Raw genomic sequence first — 26,040 nt, 5'->3', positions numbered from 1 at the left:
GTAGGGGAAAAAGGTGCATGAATCGTCTAAAAATAGGCGAACCATGCGCCTTTTTTTTCTTATTATATAGTAGATATACATGGAGAGGTGAGGATTATGCCGACAACAAAAGGGCCGTTACATCCATCGGTTCAACAGTTTAAAGAGTTTGTAAACCATCACCCTAAAATGGTTCATGAAGTTAGAAGTGGTCATAAAACTTGGCAACAGTTTTATGAAGAATGGTACTTACTTGGTGAAGAAGATCCGATATGGGCAACTTTTAGACCGGATGGAGCACCTGCTTTTTCTTCGGTAAAAGAAAAGAAAACAGAAAAAGGAAAAGAAAAAGATACTCGAACTGAAGAAGAGAAAACTGCTGATGTAATGGGACAAATGCTTTCTTTCTTTAAGAAGCTAGATGTGGAACAAATGCAACATCATTTAGCCAATGTGACGAGTGCTATTGGTAGTGTGCAACAAGTTTTTCAACAATTTCAAGGAAAACGCACGCAGCAAGAAGAGAGTACTTCCGAAAATAATCCATTTTTCTTTCAGAAGGATTAGGGGGAAAGCGGATGAGAGCAGAAATTATGGAATTTATAAAGGCTGATGAGGATTTATCTCGCTATATTAGGGAGCAACCGTACTGGTATAGAAAACTAACGCGAAACCCTGAAGAAAAAGAGGCGTTTGAGTTAGCGGCTATGCAACATTTCAAAAAAACGATACCAGATAAAGTAGAGAAATTCCAAAATCAATTGGCAGTTGCTTCTATTATGATTGATATGTTTCAGTATATGAAGCAGCAAAATACAACATAATTGGAAGGGAAAACTATGTCCGTCATGCAGAACTTTTGATACAATAGAAGCGGATTATTTAAAAAGGAGTTGCAGCATGAGCATGACGGAAATTTGTTTAGTACGACATGGACAAACTGATTGGAATTTTCAAGAGATTATTCAGGGACGTGAAGATATTCCGCTGAATGAAGTGGGGAAGAAGCAAGCGAGTCAAAGTGCAGCTGCTTTGCAAGCGGAGGCATGGGATGTAATTATAAGTAGCCCATTAATTAGAGCACAAGAAACAGCTAAAGAAATTGCAGGGGCAATTGGATTACAATCAATTTTATTAGATGAGCGATTTGTTGAACGTAATTTTGGTGAAGCTTCTGGGAAGCCGGTTGCGACTGTTAGGGAATTAATTGCAGCAGGGGAAGTAGAAGGTATGGAACAAGATGAAGAGATTGTAGCTCGTTGTTTTGCTGCTATAAAAGATGTTGCAGAAACTCATTCTGGCAAACGTATTATTATTGTAGCCCATTCACATGCGATAAAAGCAATTTTACATGCAATTGCTCCGGAAGATATATCATTTAAGACACCATTAAAAAATGCATGTATTAGCTATGTGAACGAAAATAGTGGGAAATGGGATGTTCTTAAATATAATATTGCAGAACATATTAATGTATAAATTTGTGTGGACATTATATAAAAATAGTTAGAATGATATCTTTCCGTTTAGTGAGACACTTCAATTAGTAGTTCTATTCTAAATGTGGTATGATGAATACTCGGAGGTGTCACTCATGATTGTAGCGACGCTGGAAAGCGTATTAATATTAGATAAGGCAGAGCAGCTTGCAAAAGCGATTATCTGTTCAGATATAGCAGAAGATTATCGTAAGTGTTATAAAGAATTGCATGAAGATATGGAAGTTCAGACGTTGATTCAGCAATTTACAGCGATGAAAGAACGATATGAGGAAGTACAACGTTTCGGTAAATACCATCCTGACTATACTTTCGTTTCGACGAAAATGAGGGAGTTAAAGCGTTCTGTAGACTTACATGATAAGATTGCAGCTTTTAAACGAGTAGAAACGGCTTTACAAAAGTTGTTAGATGAAGTTAGTGTAGCAATCGGTTCTGAGGTGTCCTCTTCCATCAAAGTTCCAACAGGAAATCCATTTTTCGATGCTGGTGGCTGTGGTGGCGGTTGTGGTACCGGCGGAGGTTGCGGCTGTAAAACGGGGTAAATCACCCCGTTTTTTAGAAGATAGAAGAAAACGTATACAGAGTTTGTCCTGTAATGTCATAAATTTCTGATTGGTTTTCATGAAATATAAAATATATGTTTTTAAAAGGAGAAGATGGAGAAGATTATGTTCGGGCAACGACAAAGTATGATTGTTTATTTACATTCATTGAAACATGCCAAGATTTTAAGAAAATATGGTAACATACATTACATATCAAAACGTTTAAAATATGCAGTAGTATATTGTGATATGGAACAAATTGAGCATATGATGCAAAAGTTGAATAAACTTCCTTTTGTGAAAAAGATAGAACAGTCGTACCGCCCGTATTTAAAAACGGAATTTGAAAATTCACGTCCTGATCGGGCAAAAGAATACGATTATAGTTAATAGAAAAATCCCCTGCTAATTTTAGCGGGGGATTTTTCACTTGAAAATAACACTTTATTTCATTGGAGGAATGAAATTATTCATCCGTAAAATACCAATTAAATGATTGAAAAATAGTTCTTTTTCTGGGAAAGTTGTGGATGGTTTTACCGTAAAAGTAGTTACCTTTTTTCCAAGTTGTTCTGCTGTTTCTTCAAATAAGATGACGCGTTTACTTTTTTTATTTTCAAGTACAGGAATTCCTTCACGACATATGTATAATGGTTGGAAATCACCAGTAGTAGTTGGTTTTAATATTACAACAAGCGAGCATACTTTTTTTTCGTTTTTAATCGTTTCAAATTGTAACATATGTGTTATACGTTCTTGATTTGCTTTGGCAATTTCAAGTAATTCATATAAATCAGAGTAGCCTTCTCCGAGTTCTATAAAGCGTTGAATCATATTTTTTCCTCCTCTTTCTTTTACTGTACCATCTCACTTTTTAAATGAAAAGTAGACAACGAAAAAAAACCCTGCAAAGCAGGGCCCTTCTTATACTAGCATGTACTAGTAAGAAGGCAAAGGGAGAGGAGAAACCGGAGGAAGAACTTATGGGGAAACGTAAGTCTTCTCCGCGGTTGGCAACAACATCGAAGGTGATGTTGTTATAATTATTTATGTCCAATCTAAATGAAGATATACATTATGAAATTAAATTTTATGTTGGGCTTTTTATTTTTCTTTTTTTTATTTTATGATAGGATAAAAAAGGTAAAGTGAAACGAATAGTTCGTGTTAGCGAATGGTGAGATGAATACATAAAAATACAGAGCGGTTATTTTAAGCTAAGTTCTTCTAGTTTTCGTTGAAAAATGAATGGAATCGTATAGTTTGGTAGCGGTTACTGAGTGGAGAAAGGTTTTCAATAATTGGCCCATAGATTGAAATAAAGGTAGTGACAACAGATGAGAGTAGTTTCAGGGAAATGTAAAGGACATCCGCTTAAAGCGGTGCCAGGTAATACAACACGTCCAACGACAGATAAAGTAAAAGAATCAATTTTTAATATGATAGGCCCCTATTTTGATGGTGGTATCGCGCTTGATTTATTTGGGGGTAGCGGTGGTCTTGGAATCGAAGCTATAAGTAGAGGGATTGATAAAGCTATTTTTGTTGATCGAGACAATAAAGCGATAAAGGTAATCCATCAAAATTTAGAAAGTTGTAGAATACAGGAACAAGCTGAAGTATACCGAAATGATGCAGAACGTGCGATAAAAGCGCTTATAAAACGTGAAATGTCATTCGATCTTATACTAATAGATCCTCCATATAAGGATCAAAAAATTATATCTTTAATCAGTGTAATGGATCAACATGGATTGCTACATAACGATGGTTTAATTATGGCAGAGCATGGTAATGATGTAGTTTTACCTGAGTCGATAGGAAGACTTGTAAAAGTGCGAGCTGAAAATTACGGTATTACAGCGATATCTATCTATAAGTATGAAGGTGAGGGGACAGAATGACAAGTATAGCTATTTCTTCGGGAAGTTTTGATCCAATTACCCTTGGGCATCTGGATATTATTAAAAGGGGAGCAAAAGTATTTGACGAGGTATACGTAGTAGTTTTAAACAACTCGTCAAAAAAACCTTTCTTTTCAGTTGAAGAGCGCTTAGATTTAATTCGAGAAGCAACAAAGGATATCCCGAATGTAAAAGTAGATTCACATAGTGGACTACTAGTAGAGTATGCGAAAATGCGTAATGCGAACGCGATTTTACGTGGGTTACGAGCGGTTTCTGATTTTGAATATGAGATGCAAATTACTTCTATGAATCGAAAATTAGATGAAAACATTGAAACCTTTTTTATTATGACAAATAACCAATATTCATTTTTAAGCTCGAGCATTGTGAAAGAAGTAGCGAGATATGGAGGAAGCGTAGTAGACCTTGTACCTCCTGTTGTGGAGCGTGCTTTAAAAGAAAAGTTTCAAACCCCGTTAAAGTGAACGGGGTTTTTCTTTGTTGCTCCGAAAAAATAATAAGATGACATATACATATAAACAAAATAATGTAAATATTGGTCCGTAGTGTACAAAAGATGTCCAAATTTCATGCAGTATAGAAGAATGATTCGATAAAAAGACGGGGATATCTTTTTGCATAGGTGAAAAAGAGCTTACTTTTTCATAAAATGGTTTCCAAAATATAAAGGTAAAAATAGGAGCAAGGATACTTTGGATAATTCGTGCAAAAAAATAGGGTTTAAATCGTATGTCTGTTTCAGCTAATATGCTGGCAACTTGCGCCTGAATAGAAAGGCCACTAAATGCTAAAATAAAGCTTGTTACCATCGCTTGCTGCAGGAGGGGCGTTTCATTTATTTGACTAATCATTTGGCTTCCGAGTGTCATTTCAAAAATGCCAGATAATATCGGAATACTAAATTCGGTAGTTAGTTGGAAGAATGATAAAATATGTTGCATAATAAAAGAGAGGGCTGCTGTAATATGAAATACAGTAATCATTTTATTTAAAACAGAGAATAAAATAATAAATCCACCAATCATAAGTAACGTTTGAATAGAAGAAACGATAGCGTCTCCCAGTAATTTTCCTATTGGTCTTTTTTCTTGCATACGTGTCTCGTGTAGGATTGAAAATGGGTTTTGAAAAGGGCGTTTTTTAGTAGTATGTTTATCATGCGTGGAGATGTTGTTATGACCGTAAAACCGCATCAGTAACCCAACGGCAAAATTACTTATATAATGTGCAGCAGCTAATACGACTCCTAATTTCGGATTATTAAAAAAACCGATAGAAACAGCTCCGAAAATAAAAAGTGGATTGGATGAGTTTGTAAAAGATACGAGGCGCTCTGCTTCGATTTGTGTTAGTTGATTGCTTTTACGTAGTCTAGCGCTTAATTTGGCGCCAGCGGGGAATCCTGAAGCCATTCCCATTGCCCAAACAAATCCGCCTATCCCTGGCACGCGGAAAAGTGGTCGCATGAGTGGTTCTAATATAACGCCTATAAATTTTACAACACCAATACTAATGAGAAGTTCGGCAATGATGAAAAAAGGTAAAAGTGAAGGGAATACAACTTCCCACCATATATTTAACCCTCGAATGGAAGCTTGCAGAGCAGCTTGGGGGTGAAGTACAAGAGAAAAGGTTAAAAACAGTGTTGATATGGTAAGGAAAGCCGTTTTCCATTTTTCATACATGTAAGTAAATCCCCCTTTGTCCCAAAAAACGTTCATTTCAGTATACGTGGATACGTAGTGAATTTAGACCATAAGTATGAAAAAGGAATGAAAAAAATTAAAGGGTGAGAAAAATGAAAGAACCGAAAATTGGCTTAGCTCTTGGATCTGGGGGCGCAAAAGGTTTTGCTCATATTGGTGTTATAAAAGTTTTAAGGGAAAATAATATACCGATTCATATGATTGCAGGAAGTAGTATGGGGGCTTTAGTGGGTACATTTTATGCGGCTAGTTCAAACATTGAAAGACTGTATAAACTGGCAAATGTTTTTAAAAGGAAATATTATTTAGATTTTACGGTTCCGAAAATGGGATTTATTGCTGGAAAACGTGTCAAAGATATGATTAAAATGTTTACATATAATAAAAATTTAGAAGAGTTAGATATCCCGACGGCTGTTGTGGCTACTGACATCTTAAAGGGGGAAAAAGTAGTTTTTACAAGTGGTCCTGTTGCGGAGGCGGTGAGAGCTAGCATATCTGTACCTGGAGTGTTTGTACCAGAGAAAATAGATGGAAGGTTATTGGTAGATGGCGGAGTAATTGATCGCATCCCGGTATCGGTTGTGAAAGAGTTAGGCGCCGATATTGTCATTGCTGTTGATGTATCCCCGATTAAAGTAAATGGAGAAGTTACGTCTATTTATGATGTAATTATGCAGAGTATTGAAATTATGCAACATGAGCTTGTGATGAATCGGCAAATTGCATCTGATTTAATGATGCGCCCAGCTGTGGAACAATTTAGTTCTCGTGCCTTTACGAACATTGAAGATATTATTCGGGTTGGAGAGGTAGAAGCGGAAAAACATGTTGCAAATATTCATTTATTAATTGAGCAGTGGAAGGAGAAACATAATGTTTAAACGTTTTCGGTTTATATATGCAATTTTAATAGGGGTTATACTGGCGATGTTACTTGTTTACGTACGCTTACCGTATTATGTAACAAAACCAGGAATGGCTGCAAAATTAGAGCCTTACGTTCAAGTTGAGGGGGGAACGAAAGAATCTGGTGATTTTATGCTTGTTACGGTTTCGATGGCACCGGCAAATGTGGTCAATTTAATAGCGGCACAGTTTAATAAATATACACATATTTCGAAAGCGGAAGAAATATTGCAAAAAGGTGAAAGTGATGAAGAATATCAATTTCGTCAAAATTATGCGATGAAAGATTCGCAAAATGCGGCGATCTATAATGCTTATAAACGTGCAAATCGTACTGTTTCTTTTGAAAATAAAGGTGTATTGGTTGCCGGTGTAGCAAAAGGGATGCCGTCAGAAGGGAAGCTTAAACTTGGAGATGTCATCATTGCCGTTGATGGAAAAACATTTGAAAAGACGGAGCAATTTATTGAATATATGACAGGGAAAAAAGAAGGGGATACAGTAAATATTGAATATAAGAGGGATGGAAAACAGTTAAAAGAAAATTTAAATGTAAAGACTATTCCGAATGGAAATGGTCGTGTTGGTATAGGTGTTTCTATCGTTACGGAAAGAGAATTAGTGGTTGATCCGAAAGTGAAAATTGACTCTCATGAAATAGGTGGACCATCGGCAGGTTTAATGTTTACATTAGAAATATATAATCAACTGGTGGAAGCGGATCTAACAAGAGGGCATGAAATAGCTGGAACAGGTACGATTAATGAAAAGGGAGAAATTGGCCCGATTGGCGGTATTCAGCAAAAAGTGGTCGCTGCGAGTGATGCGGGTGCTGAAGTGTTCTTTGCACCAAATGAAAAAGGTGCGGAGAAATCGAATTATAAAGATGCACTTGAGGCTGCGAAAGATATTAAAACAAAAATGAAAGTTGTACCAGTTGATACGCTGGATGATGCATTAATGTATTTGGAAAAAATGGGAAATAAATAAAAACCTCTCTGAAAAAGAGAGGTTTTTTATAGGAATTTTGCAGTTGTTTCATCATAACGAATTGGATGATATGTTGCATCTTGTTTTAGTAGTTGTGTTCGTAACGGTTCTTGCATGATGGAGAAATAAACAGAATTGGCTTTTCGCTCAATCTGTAAAATAGGGTGGTCAAATGTTTTTGTATGGGTAAGGATTGGAAGCGCTATTTTTTTCTTGTTTTTTGAAAGGTAAGTTTGTCCTTTTTGTGACATGCCTAGTAGACGAATGTACGGTGCATGCTGTTCTATATTTGCGCTATGTATTTCTTCTTTTGTTGTATTAGTTAAAATATGTGTACAAGCTCTTTGCAGTCTAGTCCACGTATAACGCTTCGTTTTTAATGCCTCCATGAATGAATGGAAGGAGGAACTGCTTTTTATTTTTGATAAAATGCGATGCTCTAAACCTTCTTCAATTTCATATATATGTCGTAAGTCTTCTGGAGACATCGTCATAAGTTTGTATTTGAAAAATGGAAAGTATTGTTCCCAATTATGTAATGTCCCGTAGTTTTGTTTATAACTTGCTAAAAGAGAAGCAGTCTCTTTTGGGATAAAAGGCTCAATTTCTGTAAAGGAACTATTTTCGCTAAAAAGTTGTTTGCGAATACTTGTTGCGCTTGCAATATGTTGGTCGTTAAAAGTTTCATCATGATAATGAGATGCAAATCTTTTTATCGTTTGTGCTTGCATAGAACTATTTTGCGCCAGAATTGCTTTCATGTATTGGAAGCCTAAAATGTTGTTTGGTTGTGACATATCTATGTTTTTTTCGGAAGGTAAAATGTGTCGGAAAGCTTCAGATGTAGCTTTTGCGTAACTATTACCTGCGTTCATAAATTGCTTTACAAGCCGATTGTAAGTCTCTTCTTCAGTTTTTTGCACGGAGATCGTGTTATAAAAATTTTCAATTTGTCCATCTTCACTACCGAAACAAATTTCAGAAACGTGTAGGGCGTTTAAAATAGAAATAGCACCATTTGCAAAAGTTTCAGCCTTTTGTGTTGAGAAGGCATAAGGAAGCTCTACAACGAGGTCTACACCGCATGCTAAGGCCATTTTGGTGCGATACCATTTGGATACGAGTGCCGGCTCACCACGTTGTAAAAAAGGGCCACTCATAACAGCGATTGTTATATCAGTGTGTGTTAACTTTTTTGTTTGTTGCACATGATAATCATGACCGTTATGAAAAGGGTTATATTCAACGACAATACCACTGGCTTTTATGGTAATCTCTCCTTTCGATGTAGCATCTTTTTGAAAAACATGATACTCTATATATTATTTACTATGATGACTTCATTATAGTGTAAAGAAAAAACATTGACAAATATAAAATGGCTAGCTATAATTTTGTTTGTTGCCTTGAGGTGATATGATATGAAATGGTCCATCCATCAATTGAATAAATTGAGAAATAAAGGATTGACATTGGATGAGATGGTAGATGTAAGTGAGCTAAAAGAGGTCGAGAAAGATATTCGTGAAATTAATCCTGTTCACGTAACAGGAAGAGTTGATTTTGGCTCCGGTAAGTTTACGTTCCATCTACATATAACTGGAAGCATGGTTTTACCATGTTCTCGCTCTTTAGTAGATGTGACATTACCATTTGACATTAAAACAACTGAGGTGTTCCAAACTTCACAAGAAGAATTTGAAACTGAAGCTGAAATTCATTGTTTAGAAGGAGAAGTACTTGACTTACTGCCCGTAATCAAGGAAAATATACTTTTGGAGATTCCAATGCAAATTTTCAGTGATGATGTTTCTGGTGGAGCACCGACGCAAGGTCAAGACTGGCAAGTGATTTCGGAAGAAGACAAAGAAAAGCCTGTTGATCCAAGATTGGCAGGACTTGCAAAGTTTTTTGACAAATAATCGGAAGACTGGTTCAGGCCTTCATATGAAAATAACTATTTCTTTTAAGGAGGTGGGAAGAATGGCTGTACCTTTTAGAAGAACTTCTAAAACAGTAAAAAGAAAGCGTCGTACGCATTTCAAATTATCAGTACCTGGTATGGTAGAGTGCCCAAGCTGTGGTGAAGCGAAATTAGCTCACCGTGTATGTAAAGCATGCGGTACTTACAAAGGTAAAGAAGTAATCAGCAAGTAATTGCGGAAAATAAACGTAGAAGATATCTTCTACGTTTATTTTTTTTGTCTTATTCTTCATTTAATGTATTCTATCTTTTCTAGTAACTGCATATGTTTAATAAAAAATGCATAGGGAGGACTAGAGAGATGGCGACAACAAGACAAGATGCTTGGACTGATGATGAAGATTTGCTTCTGGCAGAAGTAGTACTCCGGCATATTCGAGAAGGTGGAACGCAATTATCTGCCTTTAAAGAAGTGGGAAGACATTTATCTCGTACACCAGCAGCATGTGGATTTAGATGGAATTCTTACGTTAGAAAGCAATACAAAGAACGTATTGAAGAAGCAAAGCAACTGCGTAAAGTGGAAAATTATGAAGTGAAAGAGACGAAGGTGCTAGAGCCTGCGTCAATTACATTGAATGATGTTATTGATTTCTTGCAAAATTATAAGGATGAAAACTCTTTAATGATGTTGCAACAGCAAATTGAATCGTTACAAACAGAGAAAGAGAGCCTGTTGGAGCGATTATCAGTATATGAGGAAGAATATAGAACGCTGCTTGATTATATCGATCAAAAAAGAAGTGTAATGGTAGCGGAAAGAAATAGTGCTCGTTCAAATGGAAAATTAGAGAAGTTAAAGAAATAAAAAAACAGCTGCTATGTAGCTGTTTTTTTATTTCTTATGCAGACTCTTCATTTGTAACCGTATTCAAATTTGTCTCTGGGTTCCAAACATAAAAATCACCATCAGGTACTGATACGGGTTGGAAATTTAATTTATCCCAAAAACCAGCTGAATGGATACGTGCAATCGTTTTGATTGGGAATTGAAGCCCCTTCGCATAATTTACAAGCATTTCTCCGAATCCTTGTTTTTGGAAAGTTGGTAATACTTCCAGTTTATAGAGTTCTAGGTAAGTACCTGTAATTTCGAATGGTTCTCCGCCGTCCCTTTTCATGTATAGACTCATACGTGCAATGAGTGATCCGCCATAATAAATACCGTAGAATGGAGATTCACTATCGTTTTCAATAATATTTGCTTGTAATTCTTCTAACATGGAGAGTTCTTGAGCTCCGCAACCTTTAAAATTTTTAAACTCGTCTAATGTTTTATAATTGATGAGCAAGCGCTCAACTTTTGGGAATCCCATAACATCACATCCTTTTCTTGTCTCGTTGAATGCAGAAAAGTAAAAATATTTATAATAATATTATAACTCATTTTTTTATTTTTATGAAGATGATAGTATATTTCTTTTATTATTTTTTTGAGGATTTGCTAAACTAAGAGTAGGAGCATATTAATAAGTAGTATATACATATTGGAAGAAGAGGTGGTAGTTGTTCCTCTTTAGTTAATTATGATTCTGCACCAATCGGGTGTTTGCGGGATAAAAAGGAGGGAGAAAAGGACTTATGTCGTGTTCATATGAGTTCCTTGTGTGAAAATGAAAATCGGAGTTGTGGGACCAGGAGCTATCGGTCTATTATATGCATTTTATTTACAAAAAAGTAATCAAGATGTTACGTTGTTTACAAGGACAGCTAAGCAGGCTGGCGAATTGAATATAACGGGTGTAACTTGTATTAGGGAGGGGAAACGCGAAACGGTATTCCCGCCTGTTTTGCCAATAGAAAGTATGCTAGACCAACAGCTAGACTATATATTTATTGCTGTTAAGCAATATCATATAACTGACATACTACCTTTTGTGCGAGGGAAATCATCATTAATCTTTTTGCAAAACGGAATGTCACATCTGCATGCGATGCAGAAAATAGAGAATGAAAATATTGCAGTTGGAATTGTAGAGCATGGTGCAAAAAAAGAGGAAGGACATACCGTTTATCATACTGGGATAGGTATAACAAAATTTGGAATTGTGTACGGCCAATCTAAACATTTTGAAAAAATGTTTAACTGCTTTCGTTTTCCTCATTTTCCAATTCAAATAGAAGATGATTGGAAGGATGTTATGCACAAAAAATTAGTAGTTAATGTATGTATCAATCCATTAACAGCGTTATTACAAGTCAAGAACGGAGATTTGATTACGAACCCATTTTTTTATCAGATGATGGAGCAAGTATTTCACGAAGTCGTTTTTCTTGTTAAAGAAGAAAAAGAAATAGTATGGGAAATGGTACGTCACGTATGTGAAAGAACGTCTCGTAATACATCATCTATGCTGGCAGATGTAAGAGCGAATAGACAAACGGAAATTGGTGCAATTGTTGGGTATGTATTAGAAGAAGCTAAGAAACAGAAACAATCTGTTCCGACACTCCAATTTTTGTTTGATGCAATAAAAGGATTGGAAGTAAAAGTATAAGTGTAATTCTTTGCTTTTACGTGAAACATTGACTACAATGTGGATTGGTGAGAGAACAGGATACGAAAGGAAGAATTATATGGAGATAAAAGAAATCTCTGTTCCGCAACAAGGTGTTGTAGCGGACTATATGAACGATAAAAAAGAGATACAGTCGTGTTTTGATTATATGTTAACAGAAGATGCTTTTAAACAGCGTGTACAAGATTTGCGTGAAAGGGAGTTTTTCCGCCAAGATTTAGTAACGCATTTATTAGAATATAATACAAAATTACAAGCGGGAGAAGCTACAATTCAAAATGTAAAAGCGCTTGAGGATGAAAATACATATGTTGTAATAGCTGGACAACAAGCTGGGTTATTAACAGGACCACTTTATACGATTCATAAAATTATCTCAGTTTTACAGCTTGCGAAGGAAAAGGAAGAAAGTTTAGGTGTTAAAGTTGTTCCTGTTTTCTGGATTGCTGGTGAAGACCATGATATGGATGAAATTAATCATACTTTCGTAACGAAGAATAAAAAAATAAAAAAGACTATTTTTCATGATCGTAATCCGAAAAAGGCGAGTGCTTCAGAGTCTGAGCTTTCTTTGGAAGACTGTAGAAAGTGGATTGAAGAAATTTTCAAAACATACCCTGAAACGAATTTCACAAAGGATGTACTTCAATTTATTGATGATTCTTTGGGGAAATCGAATACGTATGTAGATTTCTTTGGTCATCTTATTATGAAAATGTTCGTGAATTCTGGTTTAATTCTTGTCGATTCGCATCATCCTGAATTAAGAAAATTAGAAGTGCCGTTTTTTAAACAAATTGTAGGTAAGTATAAAGATGTACAAGAGGGGCTTCATAACCAACAGGAAGTAATTAAAAAATTAGGATATAAACCAATTATTGAAACAAAGTCTAATGCAATACATATATTCATGGAAATTGATAATGAGCGAGTGTTGCTTGAAGACGATCAAGGAAGGTTTGTCGGGAAGGATGGAGCATATTCCTTTTCATATGAGGAATTGATTGAAGAGATGGAAAGAAGCCCGGAGCGCTTTAGTAATAATGTTGTAACGCGTCCTCTTATGCAAGAGTATGTATTTCCTACGTTGGCGTTTATTGGAGGCCCAGGAGAATTAGCTTACTGGAGTGAATTACAACAAGTCTTTCATACTATCGGTTTCCGAATGCCACCTGTCGTTCCGCGCATTACAATTACTTATATAGAGAGGGATATAGCGACAGATTTGCATGATTTACAATTGCAAGAGAGTGATCCGTTTTTAAATAACGTAGATAAGTTGCGTGATGATTGGTTATCTAATCAAATAGAGGAACCGATAGATGACCGATTTGTAGAGGCGAAAAAAGAAATAGTTGATATTCACACGTCATTACAACAGTTTGTGAAGAAGATAGATCCAGGGTTAAGTGCGTTTGCAGAGAAAAATGAATTCAAAATTAATGAACAAATTGAACTGTTGGAAAGAATGTTGAAAAGAAATATTGAGAAAAAACATGAAGTGCAACTAAACAAATTCCGTCGCATACAATTTGCACTCCGTCCATCAGGAGCGCCGCAAGAGCGTGTGTGGAATGTATGTTACTATTTAAATCAGTACGGTTTAGATTTCGTTGATCGTGTAATGGAAAAACCATTTTCTTGGAACGGAAAACATCATGTTATAAAACTATAGAATCTTGCTCTTAGGAGCAGGATTTTATTTTTATCTCGTTGAATTTACTGTGAAGTGAAATTTTTCTGAATTATTAATTTAAAAATGGTGAATATCGCAATTATGCAGGATACTTAAATATATGACAAAATAGCACAAAATGTAAACGTATTATTATCTTTTTCGACAGTTTTTTATTTAAATTCCCGCAAAAGATGATAAAATTTAGTATATAATAAAAGAAAATAGCGATTTGTATAGTATGCTGCCGTTGTAGGCAAGTTAAATGAGTCGTTCTTTCATAGTATTTCGTTTTCTAATCGTGAAACATGCGTTTAGAAGGAGAGATGCATTCAACATAATTAATTGGAAAAAGAGTAGGTGCAACAATGTTTAAACACGTAACAGTGCTTTTGAAGGAAACAGTAGACGGCTTAGATATAAAGCCAGATGGTACATATGTAGATTGTACACTGGGGGGAGGAGGACATAGTTCTTATTTATTATCCCAATTAACTGAAGGCGGAAGATTAATCGCGTTTGATCAAGATGAAATAGCGATTCAAAATGCGAAAGAAAAATTCTCTTCATACGGTGAGCAGTTCATAACAGTAAAGAGTAATTTCCGATATTTATCTGAAAAACTACAGGAATTAGGTATAACGGAAGTAGACGGTATTCTATTTGATTTAGGTGTTTCATCTCCGCAATTAGATACACCAGAGCGTGGCTTTAGTTATCATCATGATGCACCGTTAGATATGCGAATGGATCAAGATGCCCCATTAACGGCATACGATGTTGTAAATAGCTGGTCATATGAACAACTTGTAAGAATTTTCTTCCAGTATGGTGAAGAGAAGTTTTCAAAACAAATAGCAAGGAAAATTGAAGCATATCGTGAGAATAAAGCTATTGAAACGACAGGAGAATTAGTAGAACTAATTAAAGAGGGTATTCCAGCTCCTGCTCGTAGAACGGGTGGACATCCTGCGAAGCGAGTGTTCCAAGCAATCCGTATTGCGGTAAATGACGAATTGAAAGTATTTGAAGAAGCATTGGAATCTGCAATTGAGATGGTCAAGCCAGGCGGAAGAGTTAGTGTTATAACATTCCATTCTTTAGAAGACCGTATTTGTAAAACGACGTTTAAGCGAAATAGTACAACGCCACAATTGCCACCAGGATTACCGATTATTCCTGATGAATTTAAGCCGAAACTAAAGCTTATTACGAGAAAACCGATTTTACCTTCTGATATTGAGTTAGAAGAAAATAATCGAGCGCGTTCTGCGAAATTGAGAATCGCTGAAAAAAGATAAAAAGGGGAGAGAGGTATGAGTAACTTAGCTGTAAAGTACAAACAACAAGCGCAAGAAGAGGTTCAGATTCAAACGCCCCCACAGCAGATGGTTCAGCCCAAAGCTAAAGCGAAGATTACAAGAATCGAAAAACTGTTGTATGTAGCGTTTATTGGCTTTTTATTGTATGCCTGTGTAGCGTTTATTGGAAATAAAGCAGGTCTTTATCAAGTTAATGTAGAAGCTGCGACAATAGAACAAAAAATTGTACAGCAGCAAAAAGAAAATCAAGAATTACAAGCTGAAGTAGAGAAGTTAAGTCGTTATGAACGCATCTCTGAAGTTGCAAAAAAACACGGGCTAGAAATTAATGCGAATAATGTGAAAGGCCTCAAATAAGGCAATAGGTGTGAAGGGAAAATGAAGAGAACTATGACTAAATTTCATACCAATAAGGGAGCAGGGTATTTTATGATTTTATTCCTCCTGCTCTTTTTGCTGTTATTAGCCCGATTTTTTTACATACAAGCAACAGGAACAGTGCATAATCAGGATTTGGATAAACTCGCTCAGCAAAAGCATAGTAAAACAGGGGTTCTCGAAGCAAATCGTGGGACGATTTATGATCAAAACGGCCATGTATTAGCGCAAGATGCAAACTCTTATAAGCTTGTAGCGGAATTAAAAGGTGCGAATTCTGTTAAGGATAAAGAGGATACTGCAAAGAAAATTGCGGGAGTACTCGGAAAAGATGAAGAGACGATTTTAGCTACATTAAATAAAAAAGATAAAAGTCAAGTGGAATTTGGAACGCTAGGTAAAGATTTGACGAAGGAACAGAAGGAACAAATCGAAGCATTGAAATTGCCAGGCATATCTTTTATTACTCAAAATGCAAGGGTGTACCCAAACGGTGATTTTGCGTCTTATGTTATAGGGCATGCTAAACCGAATGAAGAAGGAACTTCGGTAGGACAATTTGGTTTAGAAAAAAGTTTAGATAAGTATTTAAGTGCTTCTAACGGAAAAGTAGCTTATACAGGCGATCGTAAAGGTGTGTCTCTTGACGGTGGAAAAGTGAATGTAGAGGCACCTAAAAACGGCAATAACGCATATTTAACGATAGATCAACGGATTCAAAGTTATTTAGAAGATGCGATGAAAGCTGCGAGTAAGCGTTATGAACCAGAAAGTTTAATAGGAATCGTTGCGGATCCAAAAACAGGGAAAATATTAGGGATGTCTAGTAAACCTAGTTATGATCCAAATAGTCGTCAAATTAAATATTTTTTCAATGACGCAATTGCAAATGCATTTGAACCTGGATCAACAATGAAAATTTTCACGCTAGCATCAGCCATTAATGAAGGTGTGTATAAAGGGCAAGATTATTATCAGTCTGGTACATATCAAGTCGGAAACCGAAAAATAAAAGATCATAACGGCGGCGCTGGATGGGGATCTATCACATTTGATGAAGGGGTAGAGCGTTCTTCCAACGTAGCGTTTGCCATTTTAGGAGATCAAAAACTTGGCCCAGAACGTTTCCGAAAATATATTCATAGTTTTGGATTAGATGAAAAAACGAACATTGATTTAGCTGGTGAAGGTTCAAATACAATTATATTCGATCAGCAAATACAGCAAGTAACAACAGCTTTTGGACAAGGTTCTACTGTAACGCCAATTCAGCTTGTACAAGCTGCAACAGCTATTGCAAATGATGGAAAAATGATGAAACCTTATACAATTGACAAAATTGTAGATCCAATAACAGGAGAAGTAAAATTAGAACATAAGCCAGAAGAAGTAGGAAAACCTGTTACAAAAGAAACAGCAGCGCAAGTAAGACAGTTATTAGAACGCGTTGTTACATCGCCGAAAGGAACAGGAACTGCTTATAAAGTCGATGGATATTCAGTTGGTGGTAAAACAGGAACAGCGCAAATTCCGGATGGAAAAGGTGGCTATATGACAGGAAGAGAGAATTATATATTCTCGTTCTTAGGTATGGCACCTATGGATGATCCGCAACTTGTTGTATATGTAGCTGTTAAACAACCGAAATTGAAAGATGATGAGAGTGGTGCACAACCTTTAGCTGATATTTTTAAATATGTAACGAAGAATAGTTTAGAGTATTTAAAGATTAAGCCTAATGAAGTGAAGGATCCGAAGAAATATGTGAAAGAGCAGCAAACTGCTGTTCCAGATGTAACGGGCAAAACGATGGAAGAAGCGAAAAAAGCTATTGATAAAGCAAAACTTCGTCCAATCGTATTAGGTGAAGGGAAAGTGCAGCAACAAGTACCGAAAGCGACTGAACAAACATTGAAGGGTGATCGAGTGTTCTTAGTGGGAGATAAACCTACAATGCCGAATATACAAGGTTGGGCACTTCGTGATGTTATGAATTTAGCAAAAACATTAAAGCTTAACATAAAACCTACTGGTACAGGATACGTAACCGAACAAAGTATACAAGAAGGAACATTGTTGCAACCTGGTACAGAGTTAGGTGTAACACTTGTACCGCCACTTGAACCACAACAAGAAGCAGAAAAGCCGTAATGGTAAAAGAGAAGAAGTTCTAATTAAATAAGTACAAGCATATATTGGAACAAGCTAGGCGTAAGGGAGGCTTGTTCCAATATGCGTGTATCAAATGTAACAGTTAGAAAACGACTTATTTTTATACTTATATCAGGTATACTTATTTTCACTATCATCGATATTCGTCTTGGATATGTGCAATTTTTTCTTGGGAATATGTTAACGGATCGTGCGAAAGATTCATGGAGTCGTAATATTACTTTTGAGCCTGAACGTGGGAAGATTTTAGACCGAAATGGTGTGGAACTTGCTACGAATAAAAGTGCTCCAACTGTCTTTGTTGTACCGAGGCAAATTGAAAAACCAGCAGAGACTGCAGAGAAGTTAGCTGCAGTATTAGGTGTGGAAAAAGATGAGATTTATAAGAGAATTACAAAAAAAGAATCGATTGTAAGGTTAGATAAAGGCGGAAGGAAAATATCACATGATAAAGCGAAAGAGGTACGAGGATTAAGTTTGAAAGGTGTTTATATCGCAGAGGACTCTATCCGGTACTATCCATTTGGTAACTTTTTATCACACGTATTAGGGTTTGCTGGTAGTGATAACCAAGGTCTTATGGGACTAGAAAAATATTATGATAAAGAGCTAAATGGTGATGAAGGTCATGTGCGTTTTTTTGCAGATGCAAAAGGACAAAGGATGCCTAATGTTGGCGATGATTTTAAAAAACCAGAAGCTGGTTTGAATTTAGGTTTAACAATTGATGCACGTATAAATAGAATTATGGAAAGAGAAATGAATATCGCAGAGTCGACATATAATCCAGATGGTATGATTGCGATTGCGATGAATCCGAAAAATGGTGAAATTTTAGGTATGTCGAGTCGACCGAGTTTTGATCCAGCAGATTTTCAAAGTGTTTCTCCAGAAGTGTACAATAGAAATTTACCAGTATGGAGTACGTATGAGCCTGGTTCAACATTTAAGATCATTACGTTAGCTGCAGCTTTGAATGAAAATTTAGTAGACTTAGAGAAAGATACGTTTTATGATGATGGAGCAGCTGAAGTTGGTGGAGCAAGATTGAAATGCTGGAAAGCAGGAGGCCATGGTAGCCAAACGTTTTTAGAAGTAGTTCAAAACTCTTGTAACCCAGGATTTATCGAGCTGGGTGATCGTCTTGGTAAAGACCGATTGTTTAAATACATTCGTAATTTCGGCTTTGGACAGAAGACCGGAATTGATCTGCAAGGTGAAGGTAGTGGGATTTTATTTAATTTAGATAAAGTCGGTCCAGTCGAGCAAGCAACAACTTCATTCGGTCAAGGTGTTTCTGTTACGCCAATCCAACAAGTAGCGGCAGTAGCAGCGGCTGTAAATGGTGGAACTTTGTATCAACCGTATATAGCTAAAGAATTTATTGATCCGAAAAACAATCAAGTTGTAAGCAAAAAGACACCTGTAGCAAAAAGAAAAGTTATTTCCAAGGAAACTTCAGAAAAAGTTCGGTATGCATTAGAGAATGTTGTAGCAAAAGGATCTGGTAAAGGTGCTTTCATTGATGGGTATCGTGTAGGTGGAAAAACAGGTACGGCTCAAAAAGTGAAAGATGGTAAATATTTAGAGAATAATTATATTGTATCTTTTATCGGTTTTGCTCCAGCGGATGATCCGGAAATTGTTGTATATGTAGCTGTTGATAATCCGAAAGGTGTAACGCAATTTGGTGGAGTAGTAGCGGCTCCAATTGTTGGGAATATTCTTCGGGATGCACTTCCTGTTATGGGAGTGAAACCGAGAAAAGAACAAGTTGAGAGAGAATATAAATGGGGCGATATACCAACTGTGGAAGTTCCAAATTTAATTGGTATGAAAAAGAAAGACTTACAGACGCAACTCGTCGATTTGAAGCTTGATATAAGCGGAGACGGAGAGAAAGTCATTAAACAGTCCCCAGAAGCAGGAGCTAAAGTGAAAGAAGGCTCAAAAATTAGAATTTACTTCGGGAATTAAAGGTAACCTAGTACGTTTTATGGTACAATTGGTGGAAGTGAGTTCTCTTAAGAAGAGTTACTTAATTTGAGGCCGTAAAAGTCTCAATTATAAATAGGTCTATTTATTAGACGATAGTAGCACGTACCTCCTATTTTACTTAATTAGGAGGTAGCGTGTTGCTTATTAAAAAAGAGATAAATACACAATGTAGAGAGGGTTTAGTGAAATGAAGTTGCATACACTTGTATCATGTTTGCATGATTTTCCAGTTGTTCCAAAAGAAAATCCAGAAATCACATCTATAGAAGCTGATTCACGTAAAGTGAAAGAGGGAAGCTTATTTGTATGTATGAAAGGATATACGGTTGATAGCCATGATTTTGCTAAGCAAGCAGCGGCACAAGGAGCGGCTGCTATTGTTGCGGAAAGACCAATTGATGTTGACGTTCCAGTTGTACTTGTGAAAAACACTTTTCGTTCGTTAGCGGTTTTAGCTGATTATTTTTATGGTCAACCAACACACAAGTTACATTTAATCGGAATTACAGGTACAAATGGAAAGACAACAACATCGCATATTATGGATGAGATTATGCGCGCACATGGTCATAAAACGGGGCTAATTGGAACGATTAATATGAAAATCGGTGATGAAACATTTGAGGTGAAAAATACAACGCCAGATGCACTAACACTTCAACAGACATTTTCAAAAATGGTTGAACACGGTGTGGATAGCACAGTAATGGAAGTTTCGTCACATGCTTTAGATCTTGGTCGTGTACACGGATGTGATTACGATGTAGCAGTGTTTACAAATTTAACACAAGATCATTTAGACTATCATAAAACGATGGAAGAATATAAACATGCAAAAGGGTTGCTATTTGCACAACTAGGCAATAGTTATAATCATAATCGTGAAAAATACGCGGTATTGAATAACGATGATGTTGTAACAGAGGAATATATGAGAAGTACTGCAGCAACTGTTGTAACGTATGGGATTGATACAACAAGTGATATTATGGCCAAAGATATCGTTATGACGAGTGGTGGAACTACATTTACGCTTGTAACACCGTATGAAAGTGTAAATGTTACGATGAAATTGATTGGGAAATTTAATGTATATAACGTACTAGCAGCAACAGCGGCAGGACTTGTTTCTGGTGTAAGTTTAGAAACAATCCTTGATGTGATAAAGAAACTAGCTGGAGTTCCAGGACGTTTTGAAGTGGTTGATGGTGGACAGAATTATACAGTTATTGTTGATTATGCTCATACACCAGATAGTTTAGAGAATGTATTGAAAACAGCAAAGCAGTTTGCAAAAGGCGACGTATATTGTATCGTCGGTTGTGGTGGCGATAGAGATCGAACGAAGAGACCGATCATGGCAAGTGTTGCAACAAAATATGCAACTCACGCAATTTATACTTCAGATAATCCAAGAAGTGAAGAACCAGGGGCAATTTTAGATGATATGGTACAGGGTGTAAATGGAAATAATTATGAAGTGATTATTGATAGAAAAGAAGCGATATACCATGCAATTACTAACGCGAAAGCTGAAGATATCATCATTATTGCTGGTAAGGGTCATGAAACATATCAAATTATTGGTAAAGACGTTCATCATTTTGACGATCGTGAAGTCGCTAAAGAAGCAATTACAGAGCGTTTAAACAACGAAGAGTAACAACGTGAGAGGAGGACTATATGTGCTTGAGCAAGGTTTATTAGTAACGGCTGGGGTAGCATTCTTAATTTCGGTTGCCCTTTCGCCATTGTTTATTCCATTTTTAAGAAAATTAAAGTTCGGACAGAGTATTCGTGATGAGGGACCAAAGTCGCATCAAAAAAAATCAGGGACACCGACAATGGGTGGGATCGTCATATACGTATCTATGATGGTCACTTCACTTATTATGGCGATTAAGTTTAATCATTTAGGTGCAGAGGTTTCGTTATTACTATTAGTGACGTTTGGTTACGGATTGATTGGATTTTTAGATGACTACATAAAGGTAGTTAAGAAGAGAAATCTTGGTTTAACATCAAAACAAAAATTAGTAGGTCAGCTTGTTATTGCTATTGCGTTCTTTTTAATTGGAAAAGGGCAAGCGTTCCACACATACATCATGATTCCGGGAACGGATGTTAAGTTTGAATTAGGTTGGGCATATTTTGTACTTGTACTATTTATGCTTATTGGTGGATCAAATGCAGTTAACTTAACTGACGGTTTAGATGGTTTATTATCAGGAACAGCTGCTATTGCATTTGGAGCGTTTAGTATTATTGCTGTAGCGCAAGAGCAATTTGGAGTAGCGATATTTTGTATGGCGGTTGTAGGAGCTGTACTTGGATTTTTAGTATTCAATGCGAATCCAGCGAAAGTGTTTATGGGAGATACAGGTTCTTTAGCTTTAGGTGGAGCCATTGCGGCTGTAGCAATTTTATTAAAACAAGAATTGCTACTTGTAATCATTGGTGGAGTATTCGTAATGGAAACTTTATCTGTTATTATTCAGGTTATTTCATTTAAAACAACAGGAAAACGTGTCTTTAAAATGAGTCCACTACACCATCATTATGAATTATGTGGTTGGTCAGAGTGGCGTGTTGTTGTGACGTTTTGGTCTGTAGGATTTTTATTAGCTGTGTTAGGAATTTATATCGGGGTGTGGATGTAATTGAAAACTGTAACTGAATTTCAAAATAAAAATATTCTTGTATTAGGCATTGCAAAAAGTGGTTATGCAGCAGCTACATTGTTACAAAAAATAGGGGCGAATGTTATTGTAAATGACGGAAAACCTTTAGCAGATAATGTACTTGCCGCAGAATTACAAGCAAAAGGAATGGACGTTGTATGTGGTGGTCATCCTTTAGAGTTGTTAGAGAGAAATATTTCTCTTGTAGTAAAAAATCCAGGAATCCCGTATTCTAATCCAATATTAGTTGCTGCGAAAGAAAAGCAAATTCCGATTGTTACGGAAGTTGAATTAGCATATCGTATTTCAGAAGCGCCATTTGTTGGGATTACGGGATCTAACGGTAAAACGACGACGACAATGCTTACATTTGAAATGCTAAAAGAAGGACAAAAGCATCCTATAATTGCAGGGAACATTGGAACTGTAGCGTGTGAAGTAGCACAGGATGCAAAAGAGAATGAAGTTGTAGTTACAGAACTTTCATCGTTCCAACTGATGGGAGTAGAATTGTTCCAACCTAAAATTGCTGCGTTTTTAAATTTATTTGAGGCCCACTTAGATTATCATGGGACGAAGAAAGAATATGGTTTAGCAAAAGCAAATATTTTTAAGAACCAAACAGAAAATGATTATAGTGTAATAAATGCAGATGATGCAGATGTTATGGCTTTATCTGCTTATAGTAAAGGACAAAAAATACTATTTTCAACAACGAAAGAAGTTGAAGATGGCGCGTATATAAAAGATAATGCTCTTTATTTTAAAGGTGAAAAAGTTGTTGAAGTAGGTGATATCGTTTTACCTGGTCAACATAACTTAGAGAATATTTTAGCAGCGATGAGTATCGCAAAATTATTGGGTGTTTCTAATGAAGCGATTACGGCAGTGCTAAAACGTTTTACAGGTGTAAAACATCGTTTAGAATATGTAACAACTATTAATAACCGTAAGTTTTATAATGACTCAAAAGCAACGAATATGTTAGCGACAGAGAAAGCTTTATCTGCGTTTACACAACCGACTGTGTTATTAGCGGGAGGGCTCGATCGTGGAAATGAATTCGATGATTTAATTCCATATTTCAAAAATGTTAAAGTGATTGTAACATTTGGACAAACAGCTCCAAAATTAGTAAGAGCTGCAGAAAAAGCGGGATTAGATACAATTGAGAGTGTCGATACTTTAGATGAAGCGGTAGTGAAAGCTTATGCTCATTCTACAGAGGGTGATGTAATTCTTCTTTCTCCAGCATGTGCAAGCTGGGATCAATTTAAAACATTTGAAGAAAGAGGAGACATTTTTATACAAGCTGTGCATAAACTTATATAAAGTAAATCAAAACATCAGTAGGCTAACACCTACTGATGTTTTGTTACATAGGGCAAAAGTTTCTGCCTAAAGAGGTGGTGTTTATGGGTAATGAAGAAAACGCCTGACTTTATTCTCATCATCGTTACACTTGCGTTGTTAACAATTGGAATGGTTATGGTGTATAGTGCGAGTGCGGTTTGGGCCTCTTATAAAATGGGGGACTCATTCTTTTTTGCAAAAAGGCAATTGTTATTTGCAGGTCTGGGTGTAGTGGCTATGTTTTTAATTATGAAAATTGATTATTGGGTGTGGCGTACGTACTCAAAAGTAATTTTGCTAGTTTGCTTCATTCTTCTTATTCTCGTTCTTATACCTGGTGTAGGACTTGTTCGAGGAGGAGCGCGAAGTTGGATTGGAATTGGAGCATTTTCCATTCAACCGTCTGAATTTATGAAGTTTGCGATGATTATTTTTTTAGCGAAATTTTTAGCGGAACGACAGAAATTAATTACCTCTTTTAAACGTGGTTTACTACCAGCTCTAAGTTTTGTATTTCTTGCTTTCGGAATGATTATGTTACAGCCAGATCTTGGTACAGGAACGGTAATGGTTGGGACATGTATCATTATGATATTTATCTCGGGAGCAAGGGTCTTTCACTTTGCGATGTTTGGTTTGCTTGGTGTAGCAGGATTTGTAGGGCTAATTGCATCAGCACCGTATCGAATGAAACGTATAACATCATATTTAGATCCGTGGTCAGATCCGCTGGGGAGTGGATTTCAAATTATTCAATCGTTACTCGCAATTGGACCGGGTGGATTATTCGGGCTTGGACTTGGACAAAGTAGACAAAAATTTCTTTATTTACCTGAACCGCAAACAGACTTTATATTTGCAATCTTATCCGAGGAATTAGGTTTTATTGGTGGTTCATTTGTGTTATTATTATTTAGTCTATTATTATGGCGTGGGATTCGTATAGCTTTAGGAGCGCCAGATTTATATGGTACGTTTTTAGCAGTAGGTATTGTGGCGATGATTGCGATTCAAGTAATGATTAATGTTGGTGTTGTAACAGGATTGATGCCTGTTACAGGTATTACTTTACCGTTTTTAAGTTATGGTGGATCAAGTTTGACATTAATGTTAATGGCAGTAGGTGTATTATTAAATATAAGTCGCCATTCTCGCTACTAAACCCTGTTTTATAAGACAGGGTTTTTCGTATGTGTGCGAAGAAACAATATGTATATAGAAATAAATACGACTGAAATAAGAAAAAGAGAAGCGGAGGAGTTAGTAGTGCGTGTATTAGTAAGTGGTGGGGGCACAGGAGGTCATATTTATCCGGCTCTTGCATTAATAAGAGAAATAAAAAAAATAAATCCGGAAGCAAGGTTTTTATATATTGGTACGGAGAATGGATTAGAGAGTACAATCGTGCCAAAAGCAGGTATACCGTTTCAATCTATTGTTATAAGTGGATTTAAGCGTAAAATATCACTAGATAATGTGAAAACGGTGATGCGTTTCCTAAAAGGTGTACAAGATAGTAAACGATATATTCGTCGTTTTAATCCGGATATTGTAATTGGAACAGGTGGATATGTATGTGGACCCGTTGTATATGCTGCGGCGAAATTAGGTATTCCAACTATTGTACATGAACAAAATAGTGTACCTGGTGTAACGAATAAATTTTTAAGCCGCTATGTTGATAAAGTTGCGGTTTGTTTTGAGGCGGCTGCAGAACATTTTCCACAGTCAAAAGTAGTCATGACAGGAAATCCACGAGCATCAGAAGTAATGGATCAAAATGGAATGAAAGGAAAACGTTCAGTAGGTTTATCCCTTCCTAAAAAATCCGTGCTTATTTTTGGTGGAAGCCGTGGGGCTAGACCGATTAATGATGCTTTCGTAGAGGCAATTGAACAGTTTGGAAATAAAAGTTACGAAATATTGTATGTAACAGGTGAAGTTCATTACGACAAAGTAATGGAAGCAGTGAAGCAAAAAGGAAATCCGAGTAATGTTATTATTAAACCTTTCATTCATAATATGCCAGAGGTACTTACAGGTGTAGATCTTGTTGTTTCAAGAGCTGGGGCAACAACACTTGCAGAATTAACAGCGTTAGGTAAGCCAAGTGTGTTAATCCCGAGTCCTTACGTAACAAATAACCATCAGGAAAAAAATGCACGTTCTGTTGTCGATAAAGGAGCAGCAAAAATGTTGCTAGAAAAAGATTTAACAGCTGAAATGCTTATTCGTGATATTGATGAGATTTTATTAGATGCACAAACATTACAAAATATGAAGTTGGCTGCCGGGCAATTAGGTATTCCAGATGCAGCGAATAGGCTATATGAAGTAATGAATAAGCTTGTAAAAAAATAACGTTAGGTGAACGCCCTGCATACTACTGTAATAAGGAT

27 protein-coding genes are annotated in these 26,040 nt (G+C 36.3%); 23 read left to right on the top strand and 4 right to left on the bottom strand.

Annotated features, from left to right (window positions below):
- The first annotated feature begins 96 nt into the window (after positions 1–96).
- The 5 genes from ylbD (at position 97) to Q9B79_RS08715 (ending at position 2,416) form a co-directional block, all read left to right on the top strand.
- Complete coding sequence (gene ylbD, locus Q9B79_RS08735) at positions 97–546, top strand: YlbD family protein (protein WP_306183479.1); 450 nt, start codon at positions 97–99, stop codon at positions 544–546.
- Between the two features lie 11 nt (positions 547–557).
- Positions 558–803 (top strand): YlbE-like family protein, encoded by a 246-nt coding sequence (locus Q9B79_RS08730; RefSeq protein WP_001200991.1) that lies wholly within the window; start codon positions 558–560, stop codon positions 801–803.
- 82 nt (positions 804–885) lie between these two features.
- Entirely contained in the window at positions 886–1,458 is a 573-nt protein-coding gene (locus Q9B79_RS08725; RefSeq protein WP_306184791.1) for a histidine phosphatase family protein, read from the top strand.
- Positions 1,459–1,573: 115 nt separating this feature from the next.
- Positions 1,574–2,023: a YlbF/YmcA family competence regulator gene (locus Q9B79_RS08720; RefSeq protein ID WP_166701979.1), complete on the top strand. Its 450-nt coding sequence runs from the start codon at positions 1,574–1,576 to the stop codon at positions 2,021–2,023.
- Positions 2,024–2,149: 126 nt separating this feature from the next.
- Positions 2,150–2,416: a YlbG family protein gene (locus Q9B79_RS08715; RefSeq protein WP_002080814.1), complete on the top strand. Its 267-nt coding sequence runs from the start codon at positions 2,150–2,152 to the stop codon at positions 2,414–2,416.
- Between the two features lie 54 nt (positions 2,417–2,470).
- On the opposite strand, the gene Q9B79_RS08710 is transcribed toward Q9B79_RS08715, so the two are convergent.
- A complete protein-coding gene (locus Q9B79_RS08710; protein WP_000616011.1) occupies positions 2,471–2,860 on the bottom strand; it encodes a DUF7147 family protein in 390 nt (129 codons plus the stop codon).
- A gap of 503 nt (positions 2,861–3,363) precedes the next feature.
- Here Q9B79_RS08710 and rsmD point away from each other — a divergent pair.
- Both rsmD and coaD read left to right on the top strand, forming a co-directional pair.
- Positions 3,364–3,930, top strand: coding sequence for a 16S rRNA (guanine(966)-N(2))-methyltransferase RsmD (gene rsmD, locus Q9B79_RS08705; protein ID WP_098667508.1), 567 nt, complete (start codon positions 3,364–3,366; stop codon positions 3,928–3,930).
- Positions 3,927–4,418 (top strand): pantetheine-phosphate adenylyltransferase, encoded by a 492-nt coding sequence (gene coaD, locus Q9B79_RS08700; protein ID WP_000200598.1) that lies wholly within the window; start codon positions 3,927–3,929, stop codon positions 4,416–4,418. Before rsmD ends, coaD begins: the two co-directional genes overlap by 4 nt.
- Here coaD and ylbJ read toward each other — a convergent pair.
- Positions 4,410–5,639, bottom strand: a complete 1,230-nt coding sequence (gene ylbJ / locus Q9B79_RS08695) for a sporulation integral membrane protein YlbJ (RefSeq protein WP_306183472.1) — start codon at positions 5,637–5,639, stop codon at positions 4,410–4,412. The two genes, coaD and ylbJ, sit on opposite strands and share 9 nt — an antisense overlap.
- A gap of 113 nt (positions 5,640–5,752) precedes the next feature.
- Between ylbJ and Q9B79_RS08690 the strand changes: the two genes are divergently transcribed.
- Positions 5,753–6,544, top strand: a complete 792-nt coding sequence (locus tag Q9B79_RS08690; protein ID WP_306183470.1) for a patatin-like phospholipase family protein — start codon at positions 5,753–5,755, stop codon at positions 6,542–6,544.
- The gene (locus Q9B79_RS08685; RefSeq protein WP_306183468.1) at positions 6,537–7,559 is read left to right on the top strand and encodes a SepM family pheromone-processing serine protease; all 1,023 of its coding nucleotides are present in this window, start codon (positions 6,537–6,539) and stop codon (positions 7,557–7,559) included. The genes Q9B79_RS08690 and Q9B79_RS08685 overlap by 8 nt, the downstream gene beginning before the upstream one ends.
- Before the next feature lie 26 nt (positions 7,560–7,585).
- Here the strand turns inward: Q9B79_RS08685 and Q9B79_RS08680 are convergent, their stop codons facing one another.
- Positions 7,586–8,827, bottom strand: a complete 1,242-nt coding sequence (locus Q9B79_RS08680; RefSeq protein ID WP_306184788.1) for a nucleotidyltransferase — start codon at positions 8,825–8,827, stop codon at positions 7,586–7,588.
- A 153-nt stretch (positions 8,828–8,980) separates the two neighbouring features.
- Between Q9B79_RS08680 and Q9B79_RS08675 the strand changes: the two genes are divergently transcribed.
- From Q9B79_RS08675 to Q9B79_RS08665, 3 genes are all read left to right on the top strand, one after another.
- A complete protein-coding gene (locus Q9B79_RS08675) occupies positions 8,981–9,481 on the top strand; it encodes a YceD family protein (protein ID WP_000872145.1) in 501 nt (166 codons plus the stop codon).
- A gap of 61 nt (positions 9,482–9,542) precedes the next feature.
- Complete coding sequence (gene rpmF / locus Q9B79_RS08670) at positions 9,543–9,716, top strand: 50S ribosomal protein L32 (RefSeq protein WP_001984764.1); 174 nt, start codon at positions 9,543–9,545, stop codon at positions 9,714–9,716.
- A gap of 128 nt (positions 9,717–9,844) precedes the next feature.
- The gene (locus tag Q9B79_RS08665; RefSeq protein ID WP_306183463.1) at positions 9,845–10,351 is read left to right on the top strand and encodes an RsfA family transcriptional regulator; all 507 of its coding nucleotides are present in this window, start codon (positions 9,845–9,847) and stop codon (positions 10,349–10,351) included.
- Positions 10,352–10,385: 34 nt separating this feature from the next.
- On the opposite strand, the gene Q9B79_RS08660 is transcribed toward Q9B79_RS08665, so the two are convergent.
- Entirely contained in the window at positions 10,386–10,859 is a 474-nt protein-coding gene (locus Q9B79_RS08660) for an N-acetyltransferase (protein ID WP_306183460.1), read from the bottom strand.
- 291 nt (positions 10,860–11,150) lie between these two features.
- Between Q9B79_RS08660 and panE the strand changes: the two genes are divergently transcribed.
- The 11 genes from panE to murG all read left to right on the top strand — a co-directional run bounded on the left by panE (position 11,151) and on the right by murG (position 26,002).
- Positions 11,151–12,041, top strand: coding sequence for a 2-dehydropantoate 2-reductase (gene panE, locus Q9B79_RS08655; RefSeq protein WP_306183458.1), 891 nt, complete (start codon positions 11,151–11,153; stop codon positions 12,039–12,041).
- A 79-nt stretch (positions 12,042–12,120) separates the two neighbouring features.
- Entirely contained in the window at positions 12,121–13,737 is a 1,617-nt protein-coding gene (gene bshC / locus Q9B79_RS08650) for a bacillithiol biosynthesis cysteine-adding enzyme BshC (RefSeq protein ID WP_306183456.1), read from the top strand.
- 368 nt (positions 13,738–14,105) lie between these two features.
- A complete protein-coding gene (gene rsmH / locus Q9B79_RS08645; RefSeq protein WP_166701987.1) occupies positions 14,106–15,038 on the top strand; it encodes a 16S rRNA (cytosine(1402)-N(4))-methyltransferase RsmH in 933 nt (310 codons plus the stop codon).
- A gap of 15 nt (positions 15,039–15,053) precedes the next feature.
- Positions 15,054–15,416, top strand: coding sequence for a cell division protein FtsL (ftsL, locus tag Q9B79_RS08640; protein ID WP_000067082.1), 363 nt, complete (start codon positions 15,054–15,056; stop codon positions 15,414–15,416).
- 21 nt (positions 15,417–15,437) lie between these two features.
- Positions 15,438–17,588: a penicillin-binding protein gene (locus Q9B79_RS08635; protein WP_483861655.1), complete on the top strand. Its 2,151-nt coding sequence runs from the start codon at positions 15,438–15,440 to the stop codon at positions 17,586–17,588.
- An 81-nt stretch (positions 17,589–17,669) separates the two neighbouring features.
- Positions 17,670–19,586 carry a stage V sporulation protein D gene (locus Q9B79_RS08630; protein WP_139866913.1) on the top strand — a complete coding sequence of 639 codons (1,917 nt, stop codon included), beginning with the start codon at positions 17,670–17,672 and terminating at the stop codon, positions 19,584–19,586.
- A gap of 208 nt (positions 19,587–19,794) precedes the next feature.
- Positions 19,795–21,270 carry a UDP-N-acetylmuramoyl-L-alanyl-D-glutamate--2,6-diaminopimelate ligase gene (murE, locus tag Q9B79_RS08625; protein ID WP_306183450.1) on the top strand — a complete coding sequence of 492 codons (1,476 nt, stop codon included), beginning with the start codon at positions 19,795–19,797 and terminating at the stop codon, positions 21,268–21,270.
- Between the two features lie 22 nt (positions 21,271–21,292).
- On the top strand, positions 21,293–22,267 hold the full coding sequence (mraY, locus tag Q9B79_RS08620; protein WP_000893058.1) for a phospho-N-acetylmuramoyl-pentapeptide-transferase: 975 nt from the start codon (positions 21,293–21,295) through the stop codon (positions 22,265–22,267).
- A complete protein-coding gene (gene murD / locus Q9B79_RS08615; RefSeq protein ID WP_306183448.1) occupies positions 22,268–23,620 on the top strand; it encodes a UDP-N-acetylmuramoyl-L-alanine--D-glutamate ligase in 1,353 nt (450 codons plus the stop codon).
- Positions 23,621–23,710: 90 nt separating this feature from the next.
- A complete protein-coding gene (gene spoVE / locus Q9B79_RS08610; RefSeq protein WP_078419030.1) occupies positions 23,711–24,802 on the top strand; it encodes a stage V sporulation protein E in 1,092 nt (363 codons plus the stop codon).
- 105 nt (positions 24,803–24,907) lie between these two features.
- Positions 24,908–26,002 carry an undecaprenyldiphospho-muramoylpentapeptide beta-N-acetylglucosaminyltransferase gene (gene murG, locus Q9B79_RS08605; protein ID WP_306183445.1) on the top strand — a complete coding sequence of 365 codons (1,095 nt, stop codon included), beginning with the start codon at positions 24,908–24,910 and terminating at the stop codon, positions 26,000–26,002.
- The last annotated feature ends 38 nt before the right edge of the window (positions 26,003–26,040 follow it).

The sequence above is a fragment of the Bacillus sp. MHSD_36 genome (genome assembly GCF_030757775.1).
GTDB lineage: Bacteria > Bacillota > Bacilli > Bacillales > Bacillaceae_G > Bacillus_A.
This window is presented reverse-complemented; position numbering and strand designations above follow the sequence as displayed.